The following is a 26,867-nucleotide window of genomic DNA, read 5'->3' as shown; positions in this document are numbered from 1 at the left end:
ATCCCAACCCCTCAGCTGCAGCCAGGCCCGTCGCCTGGTGTGCTTTCCCTAGGAGATGACGATGACGCAGAGCGAACAGACCGCAGACGTGGCGGTTGGAGCACCGGAGGACGAGCGGCCCGCTGCCGATGTGACTGAGGTCACAGAGGAGGCCGAGGCGAAGCTCTCCCCCCTGGAGGAGGAATGCGATGTTGCGGCAGATTACCTGGAGGAGCTGCTCGACATCGCTGACCTTGACGGTGACCTGGACACCTACACCGAGGGCGGTCGGGCACACGTATCGATCGTGACCGACGCCGAAGTCCTGGTGGGCAAGGACGCGCAGGTTCTCGAGGCTCTGCAGGAGCTCGCTCGCCTGACCGTGATGACCGAAACCGGCCGGCGCAGTCGGTTGATGCTGGATATCGGCGGTCACCGCGAACGCCGTCGTACCGAGCTACGTGAACTGGCCGCCGACGCGGTGGCCGAGGTCAAGGACTCCGGGGAGTCGGTGGCTCTGTCGGCGATGAATCCCTTCGAACGCAAAATCGTGCACGACGCCGTCGCGGATGCCGGATTCCGCAGTGAGTCCGAGGGCGACGAGCCCAAGCGGCATGTCGTAGTGCTGCCGCCGGCGTGAGTGTCCCGATCCCGCCTGCAGCCCAGGACCTGTTCGGCGATCGGATCGACACCGCGCGTGCCTACGTCGAGGTGCTTGCGGATCGTGGGGTGAGCCACGGCCTGCTCGGGCCTCGGGAGATCCCGCGGCTGTGGGAACGACATCTGATCAACTCCCTGGCTCTGGAACAGTTCGTCGAGACCGACTCGACCGTGGTCGACATCGGCAGTGGGGCGGGGCTTCCCGGGATACCGCTGGCCATCGCCCGACCGGACCTGCAGGTCACCTTGCTCGAGCCGTTGCTGCGTCGTTCCAAGTTCCTGACCACGGTGGTCGACGAGCTGGGCCTGTCGCAGCGTGTCTCGGTGGTACGCGCCAGGGCAGAGGATCACGACGGTCGTTATGCGGTGGTCACCGCGCGTGCAGTGGCACCCCTCCCCCGATTGGTCGACTGGGCGTTGCCGCTGATGTCGGAGGGGGGAACCATCCTTGCGTTGAAGGGTGCCTCGGCGTTGGCGGAGGTCGCCGATGCGGCGCAGGTTGTGCAGCGGCTCGCGCTGCACTCCGAAGTCAGCCAGGTGGTGGTGCATCCGGACGCAGAGCCGACGACGGTTGTATCGTTGCGGCGGAATCAGTAAAGGGTGGTGTTCGTAGTGTCTGAGGGGTCTCGTTCGTCTCTGGGTTGGCCCGGAGTCGCGAACCAGCCGGTTGAACCCATCGGCTGGCCCCGCGTTTCACGTGAAACACCCCCGGTGAATGTTCAGACGAAAGCTGCCGAGACCAGCCCACCCGTTTCACGTGAAACCCAAAGTCAGGCGTCCGACGATATCGGTGGCGTGGACGAGGTTGAATTGGTGAACCTTGTAAGCGGGAAGGAACTCCACTCAGAGACCTCCGAGGTAGGCCCTGAAGGAAACTGGGTGGTCGCGTCGGGACGTACCGTTGAGCCAGACGCGGGGATACAGGTGGACGCTTCGGAGGAGCCTGCCACGGAGACACAGAACAGGGTTGAGCCGAGTGGCTCCGGCGATGTGCCCTCGGGTTCCGTCGCGGTAGAGATCGTCGAACAGGCTGGCTCGACGGAACCGGCGGCGCCGGTGAACGCCCCCGACTCAGGGACAGATGAATTGAAGAAGCGGGTCCGCGGTGCGCGTCGGGCGGCGTACGACGCCCCCGAAGAACCCGAACCAGACTCGCCCGATGATCTGGAGGCTCCCGTTTCACGTGAAACTTCGCTCCCCCGCCCGGCCGCGACGCGAACCATGGTCGTGGCCAACCAGAAGGGTGGCGTGGGCAAAACCACGACCGCGGTGAACATCGCCACCGGTCTCGCCCTGGGCGGGCTGGACGTGGTGGTGATAGACCTCGATCCGCAGGGGAACGCCTCCACCGCACTCGGAATCGAACACCACGAAAGTATTCCTGGCACCTACGAGGTTCTTCTCGAAGGGGAGACGATCGAGGCCCACCTCGCGGACTCCCCCGAGGCCGATTCGCTGAAGGTACTTCCGGCGACGATCAACCTCGCCGGCGCAGAGATCCAACTCGTATCGGCCGTTGCACGTGAAACGCGATTGCGCAAAGCAATCCGGAAGTACCTGGAGACTCACAGCGCTGACTACATCATCCTGGACTGCCCGCCCTCGCTCGGACTGCTGACGCTGAATGCACTGGTCGCCGCGGACGAGATCATGATCCCGATCCAGTGCGAGTACTACGCACTCGAAGGCGTCTCCCAGTTGATGAACACCATCAACTTGGTGAAGGGCGAACTCAACGACGATCTGTTGTTGTCCACGGTGCTGCTGACGATGTACGACGGACGGACTCGGTTGTCTGCCCAGGTGGCCGACGAGGTGCGGGAACACTTCCCTGAACAGACCCTGGAGACAGCCATTCCGCGTTCGGTACGGATCTCCGAGGCGCCCAGCTATGGGCAGACGGTCATCACCTACCATGTGGCTTCGGCGGGGGCCGAGGCCTATTTGAAAGCCGCGGCGGAGGTCGCCCGCCGCGGAGCAGAGGAGCACTGAGAGATGAGCACCCCCCCGAGGGCCAATCGCAACAACCGCGGACTCGGTCGCGGCCTGGGTGAACTGTTCCAGAAGACCGACCATGACGGGCCTGCTGACTCGATCGTCATCAATGGCACGCCTCCCCCGGCGATGCCCAAGGGTTCCTCCTACGCCGAGCTGCCGCTCGAGGCGATCACCCCGAACCCGAAGCAGCCGCGCACCAACTTCGACGAGGATGATCTGTCGGAGCTGACCGAATCCATCCGCGAGATCGGTGTGCTGCAGCCCGTGGTGGTCCGACCGCTGGGCAACGGCCGGTACGAGCTGGTCATGGGTGAACGCCGTCTCCGTGCGTCGAAGGCCGCCGGCTCGAAGACCATTCCCGCCATCATCCGGGAGACCGGGGAGCATGATCTCCTGCGCGACGCCTTGCTGGAGAACCTGCACCGGGCCCAGTTGAACCCCTTGGAGGAGGCCTCGGCCTATCAGCAGATGCTGGATGACTTCGGCTGTTCGCAGGAAGAGCTGGCGCGCAGGATCAAGCGATCCCGGCCGCAGATCTCGAACACGCTGCGATTGCTGAAACTACCGCCGACTGTCCAACGCCGGGTGGCAGCCGGCGTCCTCTCGGCCGGCCATGCGCGCGCCCTGCTGGGAGTCGAGAGTGCCGCAGCGCAGGAACGGCTTGCCCAGCGGATCGTTGCCGAGGGCATGAGTGTCCGCGCCACCGAGGAATCCGTAGCCCTGGGTGAGGGTGAGGACGCACCCAAGCGGACCCGAGCCCGGGCGGTGGAGTCCCCACGAGCCAGCGAGCTGTCCGCGGAGCTGTCCGATCGATTCGAGACCCGGGTGGAAGTGAAGATCGGCGCGAAGTACCGCGGTCGGATCTCAATCGACTTCGCCGGCGAGGATGATCTCGAGCGGATCCTCGAGCTGCTCAAGCGGCACTGAGCGCGTGTTGGGGACAGCACCCAACGCTTCAGAGAGCGCCGCTCACAAAATTTGTCGCTTGCCTGACGAGACGCATGCCGCTGAGCCAACAGGACCGCTCATGACGGTAACGCCTGCACCTACGGAAGCCTCAGCGTAGGCGGCGTCCCGCAGCTGGACTAGGACTCGGGCTGTTCATCGGGACCGGAAACGGCCTCGGTCTGCCGGTGCACGGGCAGACTGCCGTTGGCCAGCCGGGTCACGACGTCCTTGTGTGCGTACCGCTCGGCGACGAAGGAGAGGAACGGGACGGTGCCTGCCGCGGCGATCACCAGTAGCCGCCAGATCGGCCATTTCACGCGGCGGCCCAGGTCGAAGGCCGTGATCAACAGGATCATGTAGAGCCAGCCATGGGGGATACCGGTCCAGGTCACCACCCGGCCGTCGTTCCACGGGCCGTACTTCAAGGGCAGCCCGATCAGCACCAGCACCACGAGCAGAATGCCGACGATCCACGCCATCACCCGATAGCGGGTCAGCGCACCTCGAATACCCTTTTCATCCACACTACCGACTGTAGTTGCTCGGCCCGAGCGGGCCGAATCGACAGAGCGTGACACCTGATCTCGGATCGCTGTCAGAGGGTACGAGTGAGCACACCCTTGCCGCGGCCGGCGTCATGGGCGATCTTGATCGAGATGCCGAGCGCGAACGCGCCGAAGATCCACCACTGCAGGGAATACCCGCGACTGCGGGCCGAACCGGAGGCATCGGGGAGTCGAAGCACATCCGCCTCGGCGAAGCCCTCGGCCTGGGCCTGATCGAGGGGGAGGGTGACGTAACCGGAGATCATCGGCCGGGGCCAACTCTGGGCCAGCTCGGGCAGGCGTACCGACCCGATCTGTCCCTCGGGAAGGGCCCCGCCGACCTCCAGCTCGGAGGCGAGCAGCACCCCGGAGCGTTCCACCACACCGGAGGGCGGAGCTGGAGCCGAGGGTTCGTCCACCACGCCACGGATCACCGGCACGATGTTGCCCCGATCGGTCTCGAAGGCCGTCAGCACTCGGTAATGCTCACCGTCGGGGATGAACAACTGGTAGGACGGCAGATACTCACCCGTCATGGTGACGGTGCGGCCGTACCAGTCCACCGGGGAGACCTCCGGTGAAGCGACCTCGTCGACCACACCCGAGGGCAGGTCGGCGCGGGCGGCCGCATTGCGCTCACCGTCGTCGATGAAGACCTGGGCCTGCCACAGCCCGAGGCAGGCCATCACCCCTGCGGCAGCCACACCGACCAGGATGATCAACGCACGTTGCCACAGCGGAGCGGGGCGAACCTGATCTTGGTCCCGGACCGGAGAGCTCATGCCTGACGCCGCCGAGCAGCCATGATCATTTCGCTGCAGAAGTCGCCCAGGTCCTTCCCGGATGCCTTCATGGCAAGGGGAATGCTTGAGGTCTCGGTCATTCCTGGGGCGACATTGGCCTCCAGGAAGACGGGGACACCGTCACCAGAGATGATCATGTCGGTACGCGAAAGCTCCCGCAACCCGAGGACCTCGTGCACCCGGATCGCGAGGTCGGCGCAGGCCTTGGCGGTCTGCTCGTCGATGTCGGCCGGCGCGATGAACCGGGTGGCACCGGCGGTGTACCTGGCTGCATAGTCATAGACCCCGGAATCGGGACGGATCTCCACCGCCGGCAGCGCCTCGGGACCCGACCCGAGGTCGACCACGCCGACGGCGACCTCGGTGCCGGAGATGAACGACTCGATCACCGCCAGGTCGCCGTAGGCATAGGCACCAACCATCGCCTGCGGCAGTTCGGCAGGTTGCTCCACCCTCGAACAGCCCATCGCCGAACCGGAGCGGGCCGGTTTCACCATCAGCGGGAAGCCCAGCCGGTCACCGACCGCGCGTACCAGCTCGGCGGCACCGAGTTCGCGAAACACATCGTGGGGCAAGGCGATCTGCTCGGGTGTCAGCAGACCTGCCTCGGTCACCACCGGGGTCGCGATCGACTTGTCGAAGGCGATCCGGGAGGCGGCCGGACCAGCGCCGACATAGGGGACGTCGAGCAGATCGAGGACCTGTCGCAGGGATCCGTCCTCACCGGTCTCACCGTGCAGCAGGGGAAAGACGGTGACATCGTCGATGCCGCGCAAGGTGGCGATCAGAGAGGAGTCGAGATCGGCGGTGATCACCTCGTGCCCGCGTTCGGCGAGCGCTCGGGCGACCCGGCGGCCGGAGTTCAGCGACACCTCCCGTTCGTGGGAGAGACCGCCGGCGAGGACCAGGACCGGACCCTGTCCGGTGCCGGCGCTCATCGCTGGTTCGGCCGCGGGGCCTGGGACCGCTCGGCAATTCGGGGCTGATTGTCGGAGATGCCGAAGGTCCGATGCAGCTCGGCCTCCCGGGCAAGTACGTCACCCAATCGTCGGGTCCCTTCGAGAATACGTTCAGGGGTGGGGAAGCAGTAGGACAGGCGCATGTTCCGGGTGCCGAGACCGTCGGCGTAGAACGCCGTACCGGGAACATAGGCGACCCGGTTCGACACCGCCCGCGGCAGCATCGCCTGGGAGTCCAAGCCCTCGGGCAGGGTCAGCCAGACGAAGAACCCGCCGTCGGGATGGGTCCAGGTCGTACCGGTCGGCATGTGCTCGGCCAGACCGGAGAGCATCGCATCACGGCGGGTCAGGTACATCGACTTGAAGGACTCGATCTGTCCCTTCCAGTCGTGGTTGCTCAGATAGCTCGAGACCGCGAACTGGGAGAACACCGGGGGACACAGGGTCGCCGCCTCCTGGGCGAGCACCAGTTTCTCCCGTACCGCGTGGGGCGCGAGCACCCAGCCCACCCGAAAACCGGGGGCGAAGGTCTTGGAGAACGAGCCGAGGTAGATCACCCGGTCACTGTCGAAGGCACGCATGGCCGGCAGGGGGTCGCCGGACAGTCGCAGCAGACCGTACGGATTGTCCTCGATGATCAGCAGGTCGAACTCCTCGGCGATCGCCAGGATCTCCTTGCGCCGGGCCACCGGCTGGGTCACCGCGGCCGGATTCTGGAAGTTCGGGATCGTGTAGAGGAACTTCGCCCGCTGACCGGACTGCTGCAGCCGCACCAGTGCCTCCCGCAGAGCCACCGGATCGAGGCCGTCGTCATCCATACCGACGTGGACAACCGTCGTCTCGTAGGCGCCGAAGGTGTTCAGTGCGCCGACGTAGCTGGGTGCCTCGGCCAGCACGACGTCACCGGGATCGCAGAAGATCCGGGTCAGCAGATCGAGCGCCTGCTGCGAACCGACGGTGATGGTCACATCGTCGGGATCGGCACTGATGCCCTCCAGGGACATCACCTCGCAGATCTGTTCGCGAAGCATCGGTTCGCCCTGTCCGGAGCCGTACTGCATGGCCTGCGGACCGATTTCGAGCACCATGTCCTTCAGGCCGTCGGCGACCACGTTCAGCGGGAGATCGGCGATGTTCGGCATCCCCCCGGCCAGGGAGACGACCTCGGGACGGTTCGCCACGGCGAACAGTGCTCGGACCGCCGAGGCCTTCATTCCGTGGGCCCGCTCGGCATAACGATCGACATAGGTGTCGAGCCGGGTGTCCTGACGCTGGGCCGGGGAAGTGCTGCCGGGATCGGGCTCGACGGCGGGCTGCCCCGCCTTTCCTGACTGACTCATGATGCGAGGCAGTCTACGCGCCTGTCCGCACACAGCTGCATCTACGATGGGTCCATGAGTGCACCCCGCCTGCGTGGCCTGTCCGCGACGAGTGTGCGGGACCTGCCAAGGGTCCGGACCCCTCATGACGAGCTGGTCGTCCTGGCCGAGCTGGCCGAGGCACAGTGGGGTTTCGCCGGGGTCGGTTGTTACGGCCGATCCGGCCGCGGGTACGAGCTGCGCGGCTGTCTGCTGCTGGCCCCGGCCGTGGCGGTGGAGTCGCCGCTCCCGTTCGCCGCCGACGCCGCGGTGCTGGTCGAGTTGTGGACCGCCCCCGGGGTGTCGGTCCGCCGTACCTCGAAGGACCTCGTCCGCAGTGCGGCTGCCCGGTTGACCCGCGCACCGCGGCAGATGGGTGCGATCGAGGCAGCACCGGCGGCGAGACTGCCCTCGGCCTCGATGGCTCTGCTGGGTGAGGTGGGGTTCGCCCCGACCGACCGCGAGCCGGTGCTTCGCCTGGAGCTGCACGCCACGGTCCGTTGGGTGCCGACGCTGGCCGAACTGCGGGAGCGGGTCTCGGCCTGGGTGACCCCGGTACCGGTCGAACCGGTCCGGCGCCAGCAATTGGAGCAGTCGCTGCGCTGACCTCGCGGCCGTGACGACGGGCGTCGGCCCGCGGGGTCGGAGTGCGGATCAGCTCACTTGTGACGCTTCTGGCCCGGCAGGCGGCCTTCCTTCTCCCACTCGTCCAGTCGCGAATTGGCACGTCCGGCCCACCGTTCGGCCTCGCCCAGCAGAAACCGGACGAACTTGGTCGCGCCCAGCTGGGCCCGGCCCAACCCGTCCTCCAGTTTGGCCACCCGGTCATTGCGCGGGTCAGCCGACGATGCAGCAGAACCCGGGCCGGTGGCAGCCGAAGCAGGCGATCCCGGCCCGCTCGCACGGTCGTCGTCCGTCGGCTTCGGATCGGCCGGTCCGGGACGGCCGCCGCCGGTGAACAGCGACGCCTGCGAGGGGTCGTTCGCGGTACCGAGGCCGGCCGGTGAGCCGTACGCACCGGTGGTCGACTCCCCGGCTGCGGCCGTGGTCGATGGGGCAGGTGTCGATGAGGCGGGGGAGAGCGGGACCCGGGTCGGGGTTGTCGGTGAGGCCGGCGACCCGTGGTCGGGCTCGGGAACCACCGGTGGTACGGCGGCCTCGGCGACGATCGCGGGCTCGGTCTCGTTCGACTCGGCTTCGCCGGCAGGTGCGACCGGTACGGATTCGGACTCCACCAGCGGCTCCGGCTCGGTCCCCGCCCGGTCCGGCAGGGGCGCCAGCGGCTCGCCACCGGTCAGATCCTCCTCGGGGGCGTAGGCGGCGTCGCCGACCACGGGTTCGTCCTCGAGCGGGTGGTCCGCGACCGACTCAGCATCGGCCGATGCGTCGTCGACCGGCGCCGCGGACTCCGGTGCGGCCCACGGTGAGGCGGTCTCGTCGGACACGATGATCGCCTCGTTGTCGACGATGATTGCCTCGTCGTCGACCGGGTCCGTACCGATCGACCGTTCCTCGAAGGTCTCCGGGGTGCTTGCGGTGAAGGATTCGTCGACGGTCACGACGCCGTCGATCGGCCGGTCGTCCACCTCGGGTTCCGCAGCCGGATCGACCTCCTGGGCTTCGACGTGCTGGGCACTCACCCCCGGGACATCGTCGTCCTGTACCTCGTCGGTCGCCGTGAACGGGGCCGCGGACTCCCACTCGGCCGGCTGCTCGACCGGTTCGGCCAGCGGGGCATCGGCCGGGTCGACCGGGACGGGCTCGTCGATCGGCTCCGCGGCGAGCGTCTGCTCGTGCGGGGTTTCGGCCCGCACCTCGTCGGCGTAGGCCGACGGTGAGGTCTCGGCATCGCTCGGCTGCGCGGTCGGCGCTTCCGCGGCCGGGTCCTCGTCGGCAACCGGGTCCGTGGCCGGGGGCATACCACCACGACCCTGGACGGCGTAGTAGTCGAAGAGCACATCCTCGTCGTCGCGGGAGAGGTGCTGGTCGACGTCGAGGGCCGGCGCCGCAGTGATCTGTGCCTTCTCGTACGGGACGTGGATGGCACCGTCGCGGAACTGGGCGTCGGCCAGGGGAATGAAGTGCTCGCGACGGCCGAAGACGCCGATCACCACCGTCACCCAGGAGGGATTCTGTGTCTGGTCGTCCAGGAAGAGCTGGTTGACAGCGCCGATCCGTTCCCCGTCGGAGCCTTGGACATCTGCGTTCAGAAGTGCGTCGTAATCGTGTGCGGGCACGCGTTTCTCCTCGACCTGCGGTCCGTGGACCCACCGGCGGTGGCGACCGGCGCCACGCTCGGTGAGCGTCGTCAAGCCCCGTGGAGGGCACACAGGCAGCCTACCGGCAGGCTGTGATGACTCGAACCCCCAGGCGGGCCACCCACGGGTCGTGGCGAGGGGCACACCCGGGGTACGGAGCGGCGGCTCAGACGACCTTCGCCACTCCGGTTTCGTAGGCGAACAGCACCAGGGAGACCCGGTCGCGGCACTCGAGTTTGGACAGCAAACGCCCGATGTGGGTCTTCACCGTGCCCTCGGCCATGTAGAGGGTGGCGCAGATCTCGGCATTGGTGGCCCCCTTGGCCACCTGTTCGAGAACCTCACGTTCCCGATCGGTGAGCGACGCCAGCCGCGGATCGATCGGTTTCGGTCCGGTGTCGGTCGGAAGATGATCAACGACATGCTCCAGCAGTCGGCGGGTCGCACTCGGTGCGACCACGGCCTCACCGCTGGCGACATCCCGGATCGCCGACAGAAGATCATCGGGACGGGCATCCTTCAACAGGAAACCGCTCGCGCCGGCACGCAGCGCGGCGAAGACGTACTCATCAAGATCAAAAGTGGTCAGCACGAGGATCTTGGTCGGATTGCCGGATTCGACGAGCTCCCGGGTGGCCTCCACACCGTCCATCACCGGCATCCGGATGTCCATCAGCACCACATCGGCCGGCCGCCGGGTCAGGTCGCGGACGGCCTGTTCGCCATTGCTCGCCTCGCCGACCACTTCAAGATCATCTTCGGCCTCGATCAGCATCCGAAAACCACCCCGGACCAGAGCTTGATCATCACAGAGGTAAATCTTCAGCGTCATGCGTGGTTCCCGTCCTCAGGTCGTGTGACCCGATCAGCAGCTGATCGGGGTCGAATCGGTCAAGTTCATCATGATCACCGCTGCTCGAGCTGGTCCCGGGTGCCGCCGGGTGTTCCCGGGAACGGGCCGAGCGGCGATTGCGGTGTCGTCGCAGCCGAGGGCCGGGCCGGCTGCCGTACCGGGCCCGAGGCCGGCAGCGGCGGCGGGCCACCGGGACGGGACGGGCCCGGTCCGGGTTGGCCGGCTCCGGGCACACCCTGGCCGTGGGCGACAGCGGTATCGCCGGCCGCGCGGGGGAGTCGGTGTCGGCCGTGCAGCGGCAGTACGGCATGGACGGCGAATCCACCGTCCCTGCTCGGGCGGGCCACCAACTGCCCACCCATGGAATGCACTCTTTCGTGCATTCCCTGCAGACCGTGACCCTGCCGGTCGTTGTAGGTGTCGACACCGGCGCCGTCGTCGATCACGCTCAGCTCGACCGAGCTCGGGTGGTAGGTGACGGTGACCTGGGCCTCGGCCTGCGGGCCGCCGTGTTTGAGCGTATTGGTGACTGCTTCCTGGACCACTCGGTACGCGGTCAGTTGCAGCGCCTTCGGTGCCTCCAGTGGCGGCGTTCCCTGTTCGGCGTAGTGGAATCGAGGGCCGGCCCGCTTCACCATCTCGCGGATCTCGGCCAGTGTCGGTGCCGGCAGGTAGTCGGGTTGTCCGACCGCATCCGGGCCGTCGCGCAGCACGCCGACGATCCGGCGCATCTCACCCAGGGCCTCCCGGGAGGTGTCGGCAATCGTGGTCAGCACCTCGGCCGCCTTCTCCGGTTTGCGTTCGGCCAGTGCCTTGCCACCCTCGGCCTGGACGACGATCACCGACAGACTGTGGGCGACGATGTCGTGCAGTTCGCGGGCGATCTGGTTGCGGGCGTTCGCCTCGGCCGTCCGTGACCGGTGTTCGCGTTCGGCCAGTGCATGGCGCATCCGCTCGGCCGCGTTCTCCTGTCGCTCCTGCTCCCGGTCCGAGGCAGCCCGCAGGAACCGGGCCACCACATAGGAGGCGACGACCAGACCGGCACAGCCGACGACCAGCACCAGGTAGGCGACGGGGGAGTAGACCGGTTCGGTGCCGAAATAGGTGCTGCTCAGCCAGACGGCCGGGCCGATGAAGGATCCGACGAGACCGGCCGCCAGCGCCGCGCGGCTGTAGCGGGCCGACCAACGGGCGAAGTCGTAGACGATCAGCGGCACGATCGGTGTCGGGAACGGGGCGAGCAGGATCACCTGCAGCAGGCAGCCCAGCACCGCCATCACCAGCATGAGTCCGGGGTAGTGGCGACGCAGGGCCCAGGCGGTGGTGACCATGGCGCTGGCGATGAACATCGTCGCCGCATCCAGGGCGCGCAGGCTCGGGGCCAGCGCCAGTGCCTGCAGTGCCCACGGGACGGCGAAGAACAAGGTGGCCAAACCGCTCAGGAGCAGGCTCGGCAACCACCCCGCCTGATCGGAGCGGTGCCCGGGTTCGGCGATCAGCCGCAGAGCTTTCCTCATGACCGCACCAGACTAGGCCGCGGGATGGGTGCAGGCACTAGGTCCACGGTCTGCCTGGTCCGCCGTGGCTTGCCACCGGGGTCGGGGTCAGCCGATGGCGCCGGCGAAGTCGACGGCTACCGGTGCCAGTTCGTCGACGCTCTGGCCGCGCCAGCCGATCACGGTCACGCTGGTCGAACGACGACTGGCCACGCACAGGTCGTGGACGCCGTCGGCGGTACGGCCGCAGATCGCGCCACCGGCCTCCCGGATCGCGGTGGCATCGGTGCTGTCGATCACGGCTTGACTGTCACCGGCGGGTCGTACCGCGGCGACGATCACGGCCAACTGGCCGTTGCGGTAGTAGTTGCCGGTGGCGATCTGTTCGGCACTCGGCTCGGTACTCGCAGCCGCCGACGGGTCCTCCTCGGCACCCAGGGTGTACTCACCCAGGGTCTGCGGCAGCACCGGCAGACCGGTCGGCTCCGGGGAGAGGGTGGCGACGGTCTCCTGCGAGGGGCGCAGGCTGAGCACGCCGATGGTGGTGACCGTGCCGAGCAGCAGCAGGACCGACACCCCGGCGAGCAGGATCGGCCACCACTGGCCGAACCAGGTCTTCTCGGCCGAGCGCTGGATGGGCGGCGCCGATCCGGTGTCGACGTCTGCGATGTCCTGGCCGGATCGGGGCTGGCCGGTCCCGGTCTGGTTGGTCCTGGTCTGGTTGGTCCTGGTCTGGTTGGTCCCGGTCTGGCCGGAGGTGGGCGCCGAAGTGGGGGCGGGACCGCTCGTTGCCGGTTTCGGGTCCCGGGTCCTGCTCGGTCTGCGGGGAACGCCGCGGCTCTGAGTCGTCTTGCGCGGTACACCCTTGGCGGTGGGCGATTTCGCCGGGCCGCTCGGCGGGGCAGTGCCGGCCGGCTGGGATTCAGCTGCAGGGTCCGGCAATGCCCGGCTGGGTCGAGCGGCCGGTGTCTGCGGCGGCGGGTCCTCGGCGGCGCGGGCGGCGCGTGCCGGGCGGGCGGGTACGGCCGGATCGGCCTCGCCGGCAGAACGCGATGGCCGAGGGGTGTTCTCGGCGCTCGGGTCGTCGTTCATACCTGCGGTCGTACCTCTCTGCTCAACTGGTGTCGGTCGCTGCGGTCGGCGGGCGACGACCGTCGAGGCTACGTCGGCGCCCCGGCGGAGCCAAACCGGCCGCAGGCCACTGTACGTGATGGCCTGCCGGTGGCGCCCGTGTCCGTCGGCCCGGCTGTCGGGACCGACTCCGCCGGGAACGTGCCGGGGAACAAACCGTGGGGGATCGGGGTTGGCTGTTTGTAGTATGTGGCGGGCGATTCCGACTTTGCCCATCCCCGGAGAGGACACGATGATCGAGCTTCCGAAGACCACCCCCAGCGATGCTGTCGCCCAGGACAACGAACTGCGAGAGGTGATCGTGATCGGCAGCGGTCCGGCGGGTTACACCGCCGCGATCTATGCCGCCCGGGCCGAGCTGGCGCCGCTGGTCTTCGAGGGCGCACTCGAACCCGGTGGTGCGCTGATGACCACCACCGAGGTGGAGAACTTCCCGGGATTCGCCGAAGGCATCCAGGGCCCGGAGCTGATGGAGCAGATGCGCGCCCAGGCCGAGCGCTTCGGCGCCGAGCTGGTCACCGACGACGTCGCCTCGGTCGATCTCAGCGGCGACATCAAGACCGTCACCGACTCCGCCGGTACGACCTACCGGGCCCGGGCGGTGATCCTGGCCATGGGGTCGGGCTACCGCAAGCTCGGACTCGCCGGGGAGGAGGAGTTCTCCGGCCGTGGCGTCTCCTGGTGCGCCACCTGTGACGGCTTCTTCTTCAAGGGCAAGGATCTGGCCGTGGTCGGCGGTGGCGACTCGGCGATGGAGGAGGCGACCTTCCTCACCCGCTTCGCCGATTCGGTGACGATCGTCCACCGGCGCGACGAGTTGCGTGCCTCCAAGATCATGATCGACCGGGCGCAGAACGACCCGAAGATCGAGTTCGCATTGAATGCCGCCGTCACCGACATCGCGGGTACGTCCGGGGTGGAGAAGCTGGTGCTGACCCACACCGTCGACGGAACCCAGCGGGAACTCGACGTCCAGGGCATGTTCGTGGCCATCGGGCACGATCCGCGCTCGGAACTGGTGGCCGGGCAGGTGGACCTGGACGCCGAGGGTTACGTGCTGGTGCAGGGCCGGACCACTCAGACCAGCCTGCCCGGTGTCTTCGCCTGTGGTGACCTGGTCGACCACTCCTACCGGCAGGCGATCACCGCCGCCGGATCGGGCTGTTCGGCGGCCTTGGACGCCGAGCGCTACCTGGCACTGCTGGACGACAATGCGGTGGACGAGGCCGAGGTCGAGCAGACCGCGGTCTCGGATCCCGTCACCGCCTGAGTTCGGTGAGGGAACTGCGGGAGGTCACCGACCAGACCTTCGATGCCGAGGTGCTGCGTGCTGCCCGGCCGGTGCTGGTCGAGTACTGGGCGCCGTGGTGCCGACCCTGCCGACAGCTGGAGCCGATCCTGGTGGAGTTGGCCAACCGCTTCGCCGACCGGATGGACTTCGTCCGGATCGACACCGCGGAGAACCCGATCGCGCCGGCCGACCAGCAGGTGCTGCACCTGCCGACCGTGCAGATCTTCGCCGACGGTCAGCCCGTGCACACCTTCCGCGGGTCGAAACCGAAGAACACGATGCGTGATGCCATCGAGGCCACCCTCGGCGGCTGAGCAGCCTCAGCTGTCGGCCGCGCCGACGAACAGCACCGGTTCGTTGACGTCATCGCGCGGATCGACCAGCACCGACACCCGCTCGATCTCAGCGGCCGGTGCGGCGAAGGCGAAATCGGCCGTCACCGACTGCGAGGGACCGATCGACCCGTCGAAGGAGTCACCGACCGTACCCGCTTCGTCGCGGACCATCACCGCACCGACGTCGGCGTCCCCGTAGTAGGCATGGACCGCCCAGTCGGCCAGGTCGACGGTGTCGGTTCCCTCGTTGATCAACTCCACGGTGACGGTGACGATCTCCCCGCCGGTGCCCTCGGCGCCGGTCATGGTCTCGGTCGCGGTGCCGGCCTCGACCGAGTCGATCTGTACCAGGACCCTGTTGTCGTAGCGGGCCGCCTCGTCGAAGCCGAAGGTGTCACCGGCCGGTGGGGCCTCGGTGGGTGCCGACCCCCGGTCGTAGGTGTCCTCGCTCGGGACCTCGGCGGTGGTGGGGGTGATGGTCGGCGTGGGCGTCGGCTCGCTCGGCGCACAGCCGGCAATGGCGATGAGCCCGACGACGGCCGGTACCAACAGGCACAGACGTCGGTTGCGCACGGGACCTCCTGGGGAAGTGGGTGACACGTGGTGCTCACGTACTGCCCGCCAGCATAGGAGTTCGGGTGCCGGATGCGACGAAGGCGAGCGGGCGCGTACCCTGTGGAGCCATGAAGATCCTGATTCCGCTGGTGGCCATCGGTACGACCCTCGGCGTGCTGCGGATCCGTCATCTGCGGCAGGAGCGGGAGCTCGAAGCCGCCGTCTGGGCCGAGGCGACCGACACGATCTGACCTGGCACGATCTGACCCGGCACGGTTCCGGGTTCAGCTGTCCAGCAGCCGTTGGATCTCCCGGGCCGCCGCCCGGCCCGCCCGATTGGCGCCGATGGTCGAGGCTCCCGGGCCATAACCGACCAGCTGGATCCGATGATCCTTCGCCACCCGGGTCAACTGCTGGCCGTCCATCACGATCCCGCCGTCGGCGCTGCGCAGGTGCAGCGGCGCCAGATGGTCGAGGTTGTGCCGGAATCCGGTCGCCCAGAGGATGACATCGGCGCGGCAGCGGCGGCCGTCGGACCAGGCCACACCGTCGGCGGTCACCGCGCTGAACATCGGCAACCGGTTCAGCACCCCGCTGTGGATGCCGTCCCGGACCGCCGGGGTCAGCGGCAGCCCGGTGACACTGACCACCGAACGCGGCGCCAGACCCTTGCTCACCCGGTCGGCCACCATCGCCACGGCCGCCCGGCCACGCTCCTCGCCGAACTCGCCGTCGGTGAAGATCGGCGGCCGGCGGGTCACCCACAAGGTGCCGGCGGCCAGGGGGGCGATCTCCAGCAGATGCTGGACCGCGGAGATCCCGCCACCGACCACGACCACCCGTTTCCCGGCGAACGGCTGCGGGCCGGGATAGTCGTGGGTGTGCAGTTGCGTGCCGGTGAAGGAGTCCCGGCCAGGCACCGAGGGCCAGAACGGTTTGCGCCAGGTGCCGGTGGCATTGGCCAACGCCCGGACCGACCAGGACCTGCCGTCGGCGGCGTGGGCGAGCAACCGGTCACCGACCGAGGTGACCCGGCGGATCCGTACCGGACGCTCGACCTCGATGCCGAAGTCACGCTCGTAGGTGCCGAACCACTCCGGAATCGCCCGGTTGGCCGGTTCGTCGGCATCGGCGGCCGGGGGAGTGCTGTCCGGCAACTCGCGGATACCGTTCACCGTGCCCATCGTCAGCGTCGGCCAGCGGTGCCGCCAGGCGCCACCGGGGCCCTCCTCGGCGTCCAGCACAAGATGCTGCAGACCGAGCCGGTCCAGATGGTGACTGACCGAAAGGCCGGCCTGCCCGGCACCGATCACCAGCACATCGCTGCGACGCGGATCGTTCACCGGTACGGACCCGCCGGTACTGACCCGATCATCGGATCGGAGCTTCGCTGGTGCACACGGCCCAGTATCCCGTCGGGGCCAATCGAGATCCCGGCGGGCCGATCGAGACCCCGGCAGGGCCGATCGCGATCCCGGTCGGGCCGGTCGAGTCAGCGACCGGCCGAGCCGCTGCGCAGCGGGTCAGCCCTGACGCCGGGCCCGGTTCCGGGCTGCGACGGCGTGCCGGCCATCGGGGCTGAAGTCCTTCTTCTCGGTCGCCAGATTCGGCCCGAAGGTGCCGAGTTCGGTCCGTTTCGAGGCGCGCAGCAGGGCCTCGCGCTGGTCCTCGAACGCCTGCCCCTGCCGTTCACGTTCGACCTCTTCGGCCAAGGTGGCTTGCAGACGGGCTGCGACGGCTTCGGGGATCGGCGGTGGATCCTCTCCCTCGAGCAGGGAGCTGACCTCTGCCAATGCAGCCAGTTCCGCCTGGCAGTCGGCGCACCCGGCGACATGGTCGGCAACCGGCGCGGCCGTCTCGCCCAGGGCGAGTTCGGCGAGCTCGTCGGTTGTCGGATGCTCACGCACCAGGACTCCTCAGGGGTTCGGGGGAAGGCAGAGGGGGGCGGGACAGCCGTGCTGCCCGATCCTTCTGACGAACCGGAAGGTGGGTAGGCTCCCCACCGATCGTATCTATTTCAACCAATTTCTGAGGAGTCTTCGCCTGTGGTCTCCGTCGCAGAGCTGCGTCGCTCGTGCACCAACCGGCGGGTGCGGATCGAGCGCTTGTCCAGCTCGGCCTGCGGTGCGTGGGCGGCGAGCCAGTCGAACAGCGCACTGTGCCCGCGTTCGACCTCCGAGGAGGGTACGTGCACCTTCCGCCCGTCGTCGGTGAGCAGCAGGTGGTTCGGGCTGCGCCCGTTCGGCATCTCGCGGACCGCCGTGACCGAGCCACCACGTACCTCCTTGCTGCCGAACGGGGAACTGACGGTGATCTTGTCATTGCAGAGGTTCACCGTGGTGTGTCCCTGCGACCAGCGGAAGAGTCCGTAGACCGTGGTGAGCACGATCACCACCGCGGCGGCCTGCCACCAGCCGATCGGTCGACCGGAGACCAGGAAGACGACCGTGACCAGACCGAGCAGTCCGGTGCCGACGATCGCCGGCAGCGGATCCTTGCGCGCCTTCAGGGTCTCCATGCTCACTCGTCCTCACGCAGATGGACCAGCAACCGGGCGAGTCGTGCCCGGCCCCGGGCGCAGCGGCTCTTCACGGTGCCGGGCGCACAACCGAGGATCGTGGCCGCCTCCTCCACCGAATAGCCCTCGACGTCGATCAGCAGCAGGGCGCTGCGTTGGTCGGTGTTCAACTGACCCAATGCGGCGTTGAGGGCTTGGCGCAGATCGTGGCGTTCCACCTCGTCGGTACGGGTCGAACCGGCCAGCTCACTCATCCGGTCCGGATCCTCGGGCAGCGGGTGGGCCTTGCGTACCTTGTTCCGGCGGATCCGGTCCAGACAGGCATTCACCACCACCCGGTGCAGCCAGGTGGTGACCTTCGACTCGCCACGAAAACTGCCTGCCCGGCGGAAGGCTGCGATCATCGCCTCCTGCAGCGCGTCGGCCGCCTCCTCGGGATCGCGCATCGTCTTCAGCGCGATCGCCCACATCCGGTTGCGGTGCCGAGCGAACAGCAGTCCGAAGGCGTTCGGGTCGCCGGCCACATGGGCGGCCAGCAACTCGTCGTCGGTACGCTCGTCGGCACCGATCAGCGTGCGCTCGCTCACCCCGAGACCTCGACCTCGTAGATGAAGCCCTGATAGTTGCCTTCGTCATTGGCCGGCAGCCGGGTCAGGTAGACCAGCACGTAGCGGGTCTCCTCGGCAGGATCGAGCGTCAGCTCGGTCTGCCCCTGTGCCCCGTCCACCGAGGCAACGCTACGCCAGTCCTCGTCGCTCTGCATCGGTGGTTCGTCGACCGCCACCGGGTCCGGGACGCGGAGCTCCAGGTCGGTGTCGCCGGAACCCAGCAGCACGTCCACGGTGGAGACCGGGACCGGTTCGCCGAGGTCGAGCACCAGGCCGACGCCGCGCTTGGCCCCGCCGAGCTCGGGGTTGTTGTAGTACTGCAGGGTCCGCCAGGCGGTTTCGGGATCGCCGTCGACGGCATCGCCGACCAGGTCCGGATTCTCGGTCTGGTCATCACCTTGGGGATCGAAGTCCCGGGCGGCGACGATCTCGTGGACCTGCGGTTCACTCGGCTGCTGTTCCGCCGACTCCGTACCCTGCTGCTGGGCCGGGGCGCCGGCCTCGCCCTCGTTGCTCGGTGCAGCGCCGCCGATGATCCGGGCGACCGCGATCACCAGGACGAAGGCCAGGGCCAGCAGCGCCGGGAAGATCAACCGGGCCGCGGACCGGCGCTCGGGGCGCTCTTCCTCGGCCGGCGGTCGCTCGGGGATGGCGGCGGTACGGGTGGTCTCCCCGCTGCGCGAACGGACCATGATCTGCGGGGCCGGTGGCCTGGTTGGCGTCGGCGGGGTGGTCGGTGTGGGTGCCGGAGGATGCGCCGGGCCGATGCCGCGAGCGAGCGGCAGGCGCTGATCGGCGCGGGTCACCTGACCCGAACGCTGCTGGCGTACCCGCTGTTCCAGCTCGGCGACGGCGTCCACCCCGGCCAGCACCCGGGTCAGTTCCCCGGCCAGTTCGGCCGAGCTGTGGATCGGCGGCTTGCGGTGCCGCGGGGTTGGGTTCAACATCCGATCGCACAGTTCATCCAACAGCGGCGAGACACCGGCACGTACCTGCCGTGGGGTCAGCCAGCTGCGACCGGCGATCGGTGCCTCACCGAGCCCGTAGGCAGGTCCGCCCGGCCAGCGACAGAGCAGACAGGCATAGAGCAAGCGGCCCAGGTCGTGGACATCGCGCAGCTCGTCGACGAGTTCCTCGGCATTGTCGTCGGTGTGCGGGTCGACCGGCTGCAGCGCGACCTCGGTCAGCAGGCCGGCGATCTTCACATTGCCGGTCGGGGTGATCACCACGGTGTCGGGGTTCAGCCGCTCATGGCCGATCTGCTGCTCGTGGATGCCGGACAGGGCATCGGCCAGTTCGTGCAACAACCAGGCCGCCTCGACCGCGGTCAGCGGGCCGTCGCGCAACAGATCCTGCAGGGTCGATCCCTCGGCCCACTCGGTGACCACATAGGCCAGCCGGTCGGGTTCGGCCGGGGTGACACTGCGCCGCGGCCAGCTGTCGGCCTCCGGCAGCGGCCGGGCCGGGTCGCTGATCTCGGTCACCGTCGCCGAGGGCACCACGTCGAGCACCCGCAGGAACCGGGAATCGGTGGCGATCGCTGCGCTGCGGGAGGCGTACAGCACGCTCTCGGCCTGCGCACTGTCGGCCGGCAGCAGGTGCACCATCACCTGCCGGCCGAGCACCGAATCCCAGGCCTGCCAGCTCTGGGAACCCTCCCGGCGGACGACCGGGCGCTCCAAGCGGTAACGATGGCCAAGTTCTTGGCCGGCCTTCACCCGGATCGGGTGCTCGTCCTCGGCAGTGGTGTCCAATGGTCCGGCCGCTCTCTGTGGCGCATCGGGTATGCCAAAGGTACCCGGATCCACCGGCGGTTCGGGCTCCAGGGCCACTCCTGCCGGTGGCAGCTCCGCCCCGATCCGCGGCATCAGGACCGTCTTCGGGTCGTCCATCGACTGCTCGGGGAAGTGGAAGACCTCAGTCGGCTCGTCGTCACCGGGGTACCACTCGTCATCGGAGTCGGCGCCGGCCCGCTCCACCTGCCCACGCTTGCGCCCGCCACGTCGCAGCACGGTGGCGACGATGTCGTTCACCTCGCGTACCCGCAGCACCCGGGCCATGCCGAAGTAGATGACCAGACCGAGCAGGCCGGCGACCGCGGTGATCAACACGGTCAGCAGCAGCGAGTCCTGCCAACCGCGGGTGAACCAGGAGATCGCCAGTGCGACCGCCCCGGCCGGCAGGGCACACAGACCGACCCGGACCAGGTGACGGATGATCACCATCGAGTCGAGATCGGGCAGCTTCTTGCGCAGGTTGTGCCAGGAGATGAAGACGCCGACCACGTAGGACAGCGAGTAGGCCAGGGCCATCCCCGGGGCGAGCCATTGCGGTGAGGCCAGTGGGCTGGCGACGAAGGCGAGGGCCAGGGCGATGTTGACGCCGACGATCAGGATCTGCTGCAGCGCCGGGGTACGGGTGTCCTCCAGCGCGTAGTAGAGCCGCAGGCAGATGTACTGCACCGTGAACGGGATGATCCCGACACAGGCGGCGATCAGGGTCCAGGCGGTGAACCCGTAGTCGAAGGCGCCGGCGCCGCTGCCGAACAGGATCCGGGACAGCGGGAAGGCCAGGGCGGCGAAGGCCAAGGTGGCCGGCACCATCACGGTGGCGGCCATCTTCTGTGTCCGCAGACCTTCACCGGCGGCCCCGTGGAGGTCGTGTTCTTGGGCCAGCCGGGCGACCATCGGCAACATCGCGGTGGCCAGGGAGACCGTGATCATCGAGTGCGGCACCTGCCACAACAACCGGGCGTTGGTGTAGGCGGTGAGACCCGCACCCTGGGTGCCGAGGGTGGAGGCCGAGGAGACGATGTTGGTGGTGACCATCAACCCGATCTGGCTGACCGTCATGTAGGCCAGGGTCCAGACCGCCAGCCGGAAGACGTGCCCCAGCCCCGCATTGCGCCAGTCGAAGCGCGGGGTCAGCTTCAATCCCGTCGCCCGGACATAGGGGATCATCACCAGCGCCTGCAGCACGATCCCGGCCAGCCCGCCCAGGCCGAGGGTGACCGCCTGGGCAGTGGTGAACGGCTGGTTGCTCTGCTCCGGCGCGGTGACTCCCCAGATCAGGAAGTACCCGACGAGTACCGCGATCGAGACCACGTTGTTCACGATCGGGGTCCACATCATGGGGCCGAAACGCCCGTGGGCGTTCAGCACCTGGCCGAGCACCACGTACAGCCCGTAGAAGAAGATCTGCGGCATGATCAGGTACGCGATCAGCAGCACCGACTGCCACTGTGCGGCCAGCTCCGGGGAGCGCCACTCCGGCCCGGAGTAGGGGATCATCACCAGCGGAGTGGCGATCGTCAGCACCACCGTGAGGGCGGCCATGATGGTCAGGATCGCGGTCACGATCTTGGAGACGAAGGCGTTCCCGCCGTCGGCGTCGTTCTTGATCGCGCGGACGATCTGCGGCACCAGGACGGTGTTCAGCACACCGCCGGCGATCAGGAAGTACAGACCGTTGGAGACGGCGAAGGCCAGGTTGTACCCATCGGCCTGCAGACCGGCATTGCCGAAGACGAAGGCCAGCAGCGCCACCCGGACGAACCCGAGCACCCGGGAGATCAGGGTGCCCGAGGCCATCAGGGCCGTGGCCGAGACCAGCGACCGGTTGCGTTCGGTCATCGGGCGGCCCCGCTGGGGGCCGAAGTGGTCTCGGTCGGCACCGGATCGTCGTCGGTGGCGGTCTCGGCCGGTGCCTTGCCGTGCCGGCGTACCTGCCGGATCCGCAACAGGGTGGAGACCACCAGCACCACCCCGGAGACGGCGACGATCACCCAGCCGACGGCGCCGAGCCGGGTCGCCTGCACCTCGATCTCCACTCCCGGGCCGATCTCGGTCCGGTCCGGGGTGACCAGATGTGCCACCACCGGCACGGTGCCGTTGGTGGCCGCCTTCGGCCGGGCGTCGACGGTCACCGATTCACCCGGCGGTACGCGTACCACCTCGGTGTCGGGGATCGACAACCGGGCGTCGTTGCTGGAGGTGAAGATCACCGCCACGTTGACCGGTTCGTCCAGTTGCGAGCTGATGGTCACCGGGAACAGGCCCTGCTGGTCGTCCATGGTGACCCGGCTGGTCGCCTCCAGGCTGAGTTCGTCACCGCCGAAGAAGGCCTCGATCCGTGCCTGCACCGGCGCGAGGAACTCGGCCTGGGCCTCGGCCCGACCACGCCAGGTGGTGCTGGAGGCGCGCGCCAGGGCGTGGGTGATGCTCTGGGCGCTGTCTTCGGGATCGCTCTGGGCGCCGATGTAGGAGTCCGACCGCTCCTCGATGCCGGCCATCAGTTCGAGCTGTTCGGGCGTCAAGGGTTCGGAGGTGCTGCCGGAGAAGGTCTCGCTCCACTCATTGGGGTCGGTGCCCAGCAGCTCGGTCAGGCTCAACCGTTCCACCCACGGTGCCTCCGCGGCGACATCGGCCCGCGCCTGCTCGGCGGTGGTGATCACCCGGACGGTGCCGCCGCCGCTCGGCTGGGAGCGCGCGTCGATGTAGGACTCGGCGAGCAGCCGTTGCCGGCGGTGGGCGTCGCTCGTACCCTCGGGGCCGCCGGCGTAGGCCAGCGGGTCGTAACGGACCAGCGGGGCCTCGGTGTCGGCCGGGGACTGCAGCAGTCGGTGCGCGCTGTCGGCGTTGGAGGTCAGCACCACCGTCGGATCCAGTCCGGTGGTGGCCTCGAGGGTGTCCAGGTCGATCATGCCGTCGTCGAACCACTCCAGGACCGGCAGACCCCCGAGATCGGAGGTCGCACCGAGTTCGGCGGCCCGGTCGATCAGTTCCGGTTGTTCGTTCACGATCGCCGCCTCGGCGTCGACCCCGGCATAGGGCAGACGGAATCCGACCGAATCGTTCAGGGCGTCGAAGTCGGCCAGCCAGCGGGCGGCCACCGCCGAACCGCTGCCCTCGGTGAGATTGCCCTGCTCATCGCGTACCTGATAGCCCTGCGCCATCGCGGTCAACTCGTCGTACAGCGACGGGTCGATCGCCCAACTGATGCCCTCGGTGCGGGCGGTCTCCAGCAGCGTCGCCAGCCGGCCGCCGCGGGAGACCTCGGCGGCCAGGTCGTCGTTGATGAACTGGCCGGGTGCATACATCGTCGGTTCGGCGTTGAACATCACCACCGAGGTGATCTTCGACGGCTCGGGTTCGGTGGCTCCCTCGGCCGGCAGCGGCAGCAACAGCCGGGTCTGCCCGGGAACGGACACCGCGCCGTTGTCGACCTGGCCGAGTACGTCCACCCCGACCGGATAGACCCCGGAGGCCCGGGGCAGGTCGAGGTCCTCGATCTTGGCGGTGACGGTGAACGGCAGTTCCTCACCGGGCTGCATCGGGCCGCGATCGTCGGTCACGTTCTCGAACGCGCCGTCGACGAACACCCGGCCCTCGCTCGGCAGGGTGCCCTCGAGCACCGGGTCCAGGGAGGCCCGGTTCGTCAGCGGACCCTGGTTGCGCCACAGATAGGGGCGGACGTTGGCGATCGCCGAATCGGAGGTGTTGGTCAATGTGCCGGAGATGGTCAACTCGCCGTCCCGGGCGGGTAGCGCGGGCTCGAAGGACTCCACCTCGACCTCGATCAGTTCGGTTTCGGCCGCCTGCGCGGTCGGCGTCTCGGCCGGACCGAGGGTCTGCACGGTGCCGATGCCGAGCGTCGCCAGGCACAGCGCAGCCAGCGCCGCGTACACGCGGCTGAGCCCGCGCCGGGGCACAGGCTCGGGGAAGGCTGCACTTCTCACCCGGCCATCCTAGGAGCCGACGCGCGGGAAGCCGCGCCGCAAACGCTGGGCGGGGTGCATCGATCGGCAGGCGGGGGTCGTCAGCCGGCTGTGGGTGGCTGGGGTTGTGGTCGTCGGCTGCGGTGGCTGGGGCTGTGGGCTGCCCAGGGGCGCGGTACTCCGTTTTCGTGGCTCCAGGTCGTGAAACGGGTGGATCGAACGCCGATTCCTGCGTCTGGAGCCACTCCAGCGGTGTTCCGACTCACCGTCGCCACCCGCGCAAGTTCCCTTACCACCTAACGAACCGCTGAGGGGGGTGTTCCACTGCGGCAGCTCGGATGGCGGGTGGCTGGTGATGAGTCGTCGGTTCTAGTGGCTGAGCAACCGAAAATTCCCAAGAGCCATCACGGACACGCGTCGCCACGGACACCGGCCGTCACCAGCTGCCGCGGACACCAGCCGCCGCGGAGTCGTCTCCGAGTGAGCCGGCCGGTGGTTCACCGAGCGTTGGCCCGGGCAGAAGTTGCTGTCGCAGTGGCCAGCCGTAGCGCTAGCGTCCGTACCCATGAGGATCCGACCGGCCACCGATGCCGACTGGGAACAGATCCACCCCTTCTTTGCCGAGACCGTGGCGGCAGGGGAGACCTATGCCTATCCCGAGGACCTGAGTTCGGAGCAGGCGAAGGCGCTGTGGCTGGAACCCCCGCCCGGACAGACCGTCGTCGCCGTCGACGAGACCACCGAGACGGTGCTCGGTTCGGCGAAGATGGGCCCGAACCGGCCAGCCCGTGGCTCCCACGTCGCGACGGCCAGCTTCATGGTTTCGCCCGCGGCTCGTGGTCGCGGGGTCGGCCGGGCGCTGGGGGAGTACATGATCGGCTGGTGCCGAGAGCAGGGGTACCGGGCGATCCAGTTCAACGCCGTGGTGGAAACCAACACCACCGCGGTACGGCTGTGGCAGTCGCTGGGGTTCGAGATCCTGGCCACCGTGCCGGAGGCCTTCGACCACCGACGAGACGGCTTGGTCGGGCTGCACATCATGTACCGGCGGCTGTAGTCACGTACCGGCGAGACGATGTCATCGGGAGCTACGAGCCCGAGGGTCGCCCCCGCCAGATCGTCGTTCGCTGCTGCGACCGGGTGTAGTCGCTGCGGGCGGCGCCCGGGAGGAAAGTCGACTCCTCGTGGACGCCGTCGAGGACGCACCCACTCCGGAGCGGAGGGCTGGGGCCGCCGCATCTCGTGCATCTGTTCCGCAGTAGATTGACCTATCCAGCGTCGATGGCTGCAAGTGCTGCGGAACAGGTCTGGCGAGCTGGGTACAGCCTCGGTCGTGATCAGGCCCGTCCGGGCGGGATTGGCTACAGTGATCCGTCGTGCCCGATCTGTCCGAAGTCCAGGCGAACGCCGTCGCCGAGCTGCTGCGCATCGCACCGGTGGTGGAGCGGCTCGGTGTGCGCTTCGCCGACGCCGGGTACGAACTTCATCTGGTGGGTGGCAGCGTCCGCGACGCCTTGTTGGGCCGACTCGGCCACGACCTGGATTTCACCACCGATGCCCGCCCCGACGAGATCGAGAGGTTGCTGAGTTCGTATACCTCCGGGATCAAGGGCGCCGCGGTCTGGGCGATCGGCAAGGAGTTCGGCACCATCGGCGCCCGGATCCCGACCGAGGGCCCGCGCGATGTCGGTGAGAGTCCGGACTGGGTCGTCGAGATCACCACCTATCGTGCCGACATCTACCGGCCGGAGTCGCGCAAACCGGAGGTGGCCTTCGGTGACACTCTGCAGGGCGATCTGGTCCGGCGCGATTTCACGGTGAACGCGATGGCGATCAAGGTCGGCGAGAACACCTTCACCGACCCCTACGGCGGTTTGGCCGATCTTGCCCAGAGCGTCCTGCGTACCCCCGGTACGCCGGAACAGTCGTTCTCCGACGATCCGCTGCGGATGATGCGGGCGGCCCGATTCGCCGCGCAGTTGCAGATGCAGCCGGCGCCGGAGGTGCTGTCGGCGATGACCGCGATGGCCGATCGGATCCAGATCATCTCCGCCGAGCGGGTACGCGATGAGCTGTCGAAGTTGTTGCTCGCCGACAAGCCGCGGGCCGGGTTGGCGATGCTGGTGGCGACCGGGATCGCCGACCACGTCCTGCCCGAGCTGCCCGCGATGCGGTTGGAGGTGGACGAGCACCACCGGCACAAGGACGTCTTCGAGCACTCCCTGGTGGTGTTGGACCAGGCGATCGACCTGGAGAAGCGGCGCGGGCACGCACCCGATTTGATCAACCGGTTGGCGGCACTGCTGCACGATGTCGGCAAGCCCGCCACCCGCAGGTTCGTCGACGACGGCAAGGTCACCTTCCATCATCACGATGTGGTCGGGGCGAAGCTGGTGAAAAAGCGGCTGAAAGCCCTGCGGTTCTCCTCCGATGAGATCGCTGCGGTGGCGAAGCTGGTGGAACTGCACCTGCGCTTCCACGGGTACGGCGACGGCCAGTGGACCGACTCTGCGGTTCGCCGCTACGTCCGCGATGCCGGTGATCAGCTGGAGCGTCTGCACATCCTCACCCGGGCCGATTGCACCACCCGGAACAAGCGCAAGGCCGAGCGTCTGCGTCGGGCCTATGACGATCTGGAGGACCGGATCGACGCCCTCGCCGCGGAGGAGGAGTTGGGTGCGATGCGCCCGGACCTCAACGGCGATCAGATCATGGCGATCCTGGGCATCGGACCCGGCAAGGAGGTCGGCCAGGCCTACAAGTTCTTGTTGGAGCAGCGGATCGACAACGGCCCGCTCGGTGAGGAAGCTGCCAAGCAGGTGCTGCTGGAGTGGTGGCAGTCCCGCGACTGATCGT

At 68.3% G+C, this 26,867-nt stretch carries 24 protein-coding genes and 1 pseudogene; 10 read left to right on the top strand and 15 right to left on the bottom strand.

Annotation, left to right across the window (positions count from 1 at the left end; genetic code table 11):
* The first annotated feature begins 61 nt into the window (after window positions 1–61).
* The 4 genes from CLV29_RS12005 (at window position 62) to CLV29_RS11990 (ending at window position 3,564) form a co-directional block, all read left to right on the top strand.
* Window positions 62–619, top strand: a complete 558-nt coding sequence (locus CLV29_RS12005) for a Jag family protein (RefSeq protein WP_243831916.1) — start codon at window positions 62–64, stop codon at window positions 617–619.
* Window positions 616–1,236 carry a 16S rRNA (guanine(527)-N(7))-methyltransferase RsmG gene (gene rsmG, locus CLV29_RS12000; RefSeq protein WP_243831915.1) on the top strand — a complete coding sequence of 207 codons (621 nt, stop codon included), beginning with the start codon at window positions 616–618 and terminating at the stop codon, window positions 1,234–1,236. Before CLV29_RS12005 ends, rsmG begins: the two co-directional genes overlap by 4 nt.
* 489 nt (window positions 1,237–1,725) lie before the next feature.
* Window positions 1,726–2,631 carry a ParA family protein gene (locus CLV29_RS11995; protein ID WP_279586493.1) on the top strand — a complete coding sequence of 302 codons (906 nt, stop codon included), beginning with the start codon at window positions 1,726–1,728 and terminating at the stop codon, window positions 2,629–2,631.
* Between the two features lie 3 nt (window positions 2,632–2,634).
* Window positions 2,635–3,564 (top strand): ParB/RepB/Spo0J family partition protein, encoded by a 930-nt coding sequence (locus CLV29_RS11990; protein ID WP_133755326.1) that lies wholly within the window; start codon window positions 2,635–2,637, stop codon window positions 3,562–3,564.
* A 158-nt stretch (window positions 3,565–3,722) separates the two neighbouring features.
* Here CLV29_RS11990 and CLV29_RS11985 read toward each other — a convergent pair.
* The 4 genes and pseudogenes from CLV29_RS11985 to CLV29_RS11970 all read right to left on the bottom strand — a co-directional run.
* A pseudogene (locus tag CLV29_RS11985) lies at window positions 3,723–4,106 on the bottom strand (DUF3817 domain-containing protein); the annotation flags it as partial.
* Window positions 4,107–4,180: 74 nt separating this feature from the next.
* Window positions 4,181–4,912 (bottom strand): SURF1 family protein, encoded by a 732-nt coding sequence (locus CLV29_RS11980; protein ID WP_133755325.1) that lies wholly within the window; start codon window positions 4,910–4,912, stop codon window positions 4,181–4,183.
* Window positions 4,909–5,871 (bottom strand): D-alanine--D-alanine ligase family protein, encoded by a 963-nt coding sequence (locus CLV29_RS11975; protein WP_133755324.1) that lies wholly within the window; start codon window positions 5,869–5,871, stop codon window positions 4,909–4,911. The genes CLV29_RS11980 and CLV29_RS11975 overlap by 4 nt, the downstream gene beginning before the upstream one ends.
* Window positions 5,868–7,232, bottom strand: coding sequence for an aminotransferase-like domain-containing protein (locus CLV29_RS11970; RefSeq protein ID WP_133755323.1), 1,365 nt, complete (start codon window positions 7,230–7,232; stop codon window positions 5,868–5,870). The genes CLV29_RS11975 and CLV29_RS11970 overlap by 4 nt, the downstream gene beginning before the upstream one ends.
* A gap of 54 nt (window positions 7,233–7,286) precedes the next feature.
* On the opposite strand from CLV29_RS11970, the gene CLV29_RS11965 reads away from it, so the two are divergent.
* Window positions 7,287–7,856, top strand: a complete 570-nt coding sequence (locus CLV29_RS11965) for a hypothetical protein (protein WP_133755322.1) — start codon at window positions 7,287–7,289, stop codon at window positions 7,854–7,856.
* 53 nt (window positions 7,857–7,909) lie between these two features.
* On the opposite strand, the gene CLV29_RS11960 is transcribed toward CLV29_RS11965, so the two are convergent.
* The 4 genes from CLV29_RS11960 to CLV29_RS11945 form a co-directional block, all read right to left on the bottom strand.
* Window positions 7,910–9,487 carry a PRC-barrel domain-containing protein gene (locus CLV29_RS11960; RefSeq protein ID WP_166649254.1) on the bottom strand — a complete coding sequence of 526 codons (1,578 nt, stop codon included), beginning with the start codon at window positions 9,485–9,487 and terminating at the stop codon, window positions 7,910–7,912.
* Between the two features lie 187 nt (window positions 9,488–9,674).
* On the bottom strand, window positions 9,675–10,340 hold the full coding sequence (locus CLV29_RS11955) for a response regulator (protein WP_133755320.1): 666 nt from the start codon (window positions 10,338–10,340) through the stop codon (window positions 9,675–9,677).
* 74 nt (window positions 10,341–10,414) lie between these two features.
* A complete protein-coding gene (locus tag CLV29_RS11950) occupies window positions 10,415–11,878 on the bottom strand; it encodes a sensor histidine kinase (RefSeq protein ID WP_133755319.1) in 1,464 nt (487 codons plus the stop codon).
* A gap of 87 nt (window positions 11,879–11,965) precedes the next feature.
* On the bottom strand, window positions 11,966–12,949 hold the full coding sequence (locus CLV29_RS11945) for a hypothetical protein (RefSeq protein ID WP_133755318.1): 984 nt from the start codon (window positions 12,947–12,949) through the stop codon (window positions 11,966–11,968).
* Between the two features lie 271 nt (window positions 12,950–13,220).
* Here CLV29_RS11945 and trxB point away from each other — a divergent pair, with 271 nt between their 5' ends.
* Entirely contained in the window at window positions 13,221–14,258 is a 1,038-nt protein-coding gene (gene trxB, locus CLV29_RS11940; RefSeq protein WP_243831914.1) for a thioredoxin-disulfide reductase, read from the top strand.
* Window positions 14,259–14,263: 5 nt separating this feature from the next.
* A complete protein-coding gene (locus CLV29_RS11935) occupies window positions 14,264–14,593 on the top strand; it encodes a thioredoxin family protein (RefSeq protein ID WP_133755317.1) in 330 nt (109 codons plus the stop codon).
* Window positions 14,594–14,599: 6 nt separating this feature from the next.
* Here CLV29_RS11935 and CLV29_RS11930 read toward each other — a convergent pair whose 3' ends face one another.
* Window positions 14,600–15,187, bottom strand: a complete 588-nt coding sequence (locus CLV29_RS11930; protein ID WP_133755316.1) for a hypothetical protein — start codon at window positions 15,185–15,187, stop codon at window positions 14,600–14,602.
* A gap of 110 nt (window positions 15,188–15,297) precedes the next feature.
* On the opposite strand from CLV29_RS11930, the gene CLV29_RS17070 reads away from it, so the two are divergent.
* Complete coding sequence (locus CLV29_RS17070) at window positions 15,298–15,420, top strand: hypothetical protein (RefSeq protein WP_279586486.1); 123 nt, start codon at window positions 15,298–15,300, stop codon at window positions 15,418–15,420.
* A 33-nt stretch (window positions 15,421–15,453) separates the two neighbouring features.
* Here CLV29_RS17070 and CLV29_RS11925 read toward each other — a convergent pair whose 3' ends face one another.
* From CLV29_RS11925 to CLV29_RS11900, 6 genes are all read right to left on the bottom strand, one after another.
* Entirely contained in the window at window positions 15,454–16,512 is a 1,059-nt protein-coding gene (locus CLV29_RS11925) for an NAD(P)-binding domain-containing protein (RefSeq protein ID WP_133755315.1), read from the bottom strand.
* A 180-nt stretch (window positions 16,513–16,692) separates the two neighbouring features.
* The gene (locus CLV29_RS11920; protein WP_133755314.1) at window positions 16,693–17,076 is read right to left on the bottom strand and encodes a cupin domain-containing protein; all 384 of its coding nucleotides are present in this window, start codon (window positions 17,074–17,076) and stop codon (window positions 16,693–16,695) included.
* Between the two features lie 110 nt (window positions 17,077–17,186).
* Complete coding sequence (locus CLV29_RS11915; protein WP_133755313.1) at window positions 17,187–17,687, bottom strand: hypothetical protein; 501 nt, start codon at window positions 17,685–17,687, stop codon at window positions 17,187–17,189.
* Between the two features lie 2 nt (window positions 17,688–17,689).
* Window positions 17,690–18,274 (bottom strand): RNA polymerase sigma factor SigM, encoded by a 585-nt coding sequence (gene sigM, locus CLV29_RS11910; protein ID WP_243831913.1) that lies wholly within the window; start codon window positions 18,272–18,274, stop codon window positions 17,690–17,692.
* A complete protein-coding gene (gene murJ / locus CLV29_RS11905) occupies window positions 18,271–21,927 on the bottom strand; it encodes a murein biosynthesis integral membrane protein MurJ (RefSeq protein ID WP_133755312.1) in 3,657 nt (1,218 codons plus the stop codon). Before murJ ends, sigM begins: the two co-directional genes overlap by 4 nt.
* The gene (locus CLV29_RS11900; protein WP_133755311.1) at window positions 21,924–24,032 is read right to left on the bottom strand and encodes a DUF6049 family protein; all 2,109 of its coding nucleotides are present in this window, start codon (window positions 24,030–24,032) and stop codon (window positions 21,924–21,926) included. Before CLV29_RS11900 ends, murJ begins: the two co-directional genes overlap by 4 nt.
* 544 nt (window positions 24,033–24,576) lie before the next feature.
* Between CLV29_RS11900 and CLV29_RS11895 the strand changes: the two genes are divergently transcribed.
* Together CLV29_RS11895 and CLV29_RS11890 are read left to right on the top strand one after the other, a co-directional pair.
* Complete coding sequence (locus tag CLV29_RS11895) at window positions 24,577–25,068, top strand: GNAT family N-acetyltransferase (RefSeq protein WP_133755310.1); 492 nt, start codon at window positions 24,577–24,579, stop codon at window positions 25,066–25,068.
* Between the two features lie 319 nt (window positions 25,069–25,387).
* Window positions 25,388–26,863: a CCA tRNA nucleotidyltransferase gene (locus CLV29_RS11890; RefSeq protein ID WP_133755309.1), complete on the top strand. Its 1,476-nt coding sequence runs from the start codon at window positions 25,388–25,390 to the stop codon at window positions 26,861–26,863.
* Window positions 26,864–26,867: the final 4 nt, after the last annotated feature.

Origin of the sequence: Naumannella halotolerans (assembly GCF_004364645.1) — a bacterium.
Lineage (GTDB): Bacteria > Actinomycetota > Actinomycetes > Propionibacteriales > Propionibacteriaceae > Naumannella > Naumannella halotolerans.
This window is presented reverse-complemented; position numbering and strand designations above follow the sequence as displayed.

Bases quoted from the DNA above. Each gene is read 5' to 3' on its own strand.
- CLV29_RS12005 (WP_243831916.1), top strand. From the start codon at position 62: ATGACGCAGAGCGAACAGACCGCAGACGTGGCGGTTGGAGCACCGGAG.
- CLV29_RS11990 (WP_133755326.1), top strand. From the start codon at position 2,635: ATGAGCACCCCCCCGAGGGCCAATCGCAACAACCGCGGACTCGGTCGC.
- CLV29_RS11980 (WP_133755325.1), bottom strand. From the start codon at position 4,912: ATGAGCTCTCCGGTCCGGGACCAAGATCAGGTTCGCCCCGCTCCGCTG.
- CLV29_RS11975 (WP_133755324.1), bottom strand. From the start codon at position 5,871: ATGAGCGCCGGCACCGGACAGGGTCCGGTCCTGGTCCTCGCCGGCGGT.
- CLV29_RS11970 (WP_133755323.1), bottom strand. From the start codon at position 7,232: ATGAGTCAGTCAGGAAAGGCGGGGCAGCCCGCCGTCGAGCCCGATCCC.
- CLV29_RS11965 (WP_133755322.1), top strand. From the start codon at position 7,287: ATGAGTGCACCCCGCCTGCGTGGCCTGTCCGCGACGAGTGTGCGGGAC.
- CLV29_RS11955 (WP_133755320.1), bottom strand. From the start codon at position 10,340: ATGACGCTGAAGATTTACCTCTGTGATGATCAAGCTCTGGTCCGGGGT.
- CLV29_RS11950 (WP_133755319.1), bottom strand. From the start codon at position 11,878: ATGAGGAAAGCTCTGCGGCTGATCGCCGAACCCGGGCACCGCTCCGAT.
- CLV29_RS11945 (WP_133755318.1), bottom strand. From the start codon at position 12,949: ATGAACGACGACCCGAGCGCCGAGAACACCCCTCGGCCATCGCGTTCT.
- trxB (WP_243831914.1), top strand. From the start codon at position 13,221: ATGATCGAGCTTCCGAAGACCACCCCCAGCGATGCTGTCGCCCAGGAC.
- CLV29_RS17070 (WP_279586486.1), top strand. From the start codon at position 15,298: ATGAAGATCCTGATTCCGCTGGTGGCCATCGGTACGACCCTCGGCGTG.
- CLV29_RS11915 (WP_133755313.1), bottom strand. From the start codon at position 17,687: ATGGAGACCCTGAAGGCGCGCAAGGATCCGCTGCCGGCGATCGTCGGC.
- murJ (WP_133755312.1), bottom strand. From the start codon at position 21,927: ATGACCGAACGCAACCGGTCGCTGGTCTCGGCCACGGCCCTGATGGCC.
- CLV29_RS11895 (WP_133755310.1), top strand. From the start codon at position 24,577: ATGAGGATCCGACCGGCCACCGATGCCGACTGGGAACAGATCCACCCC.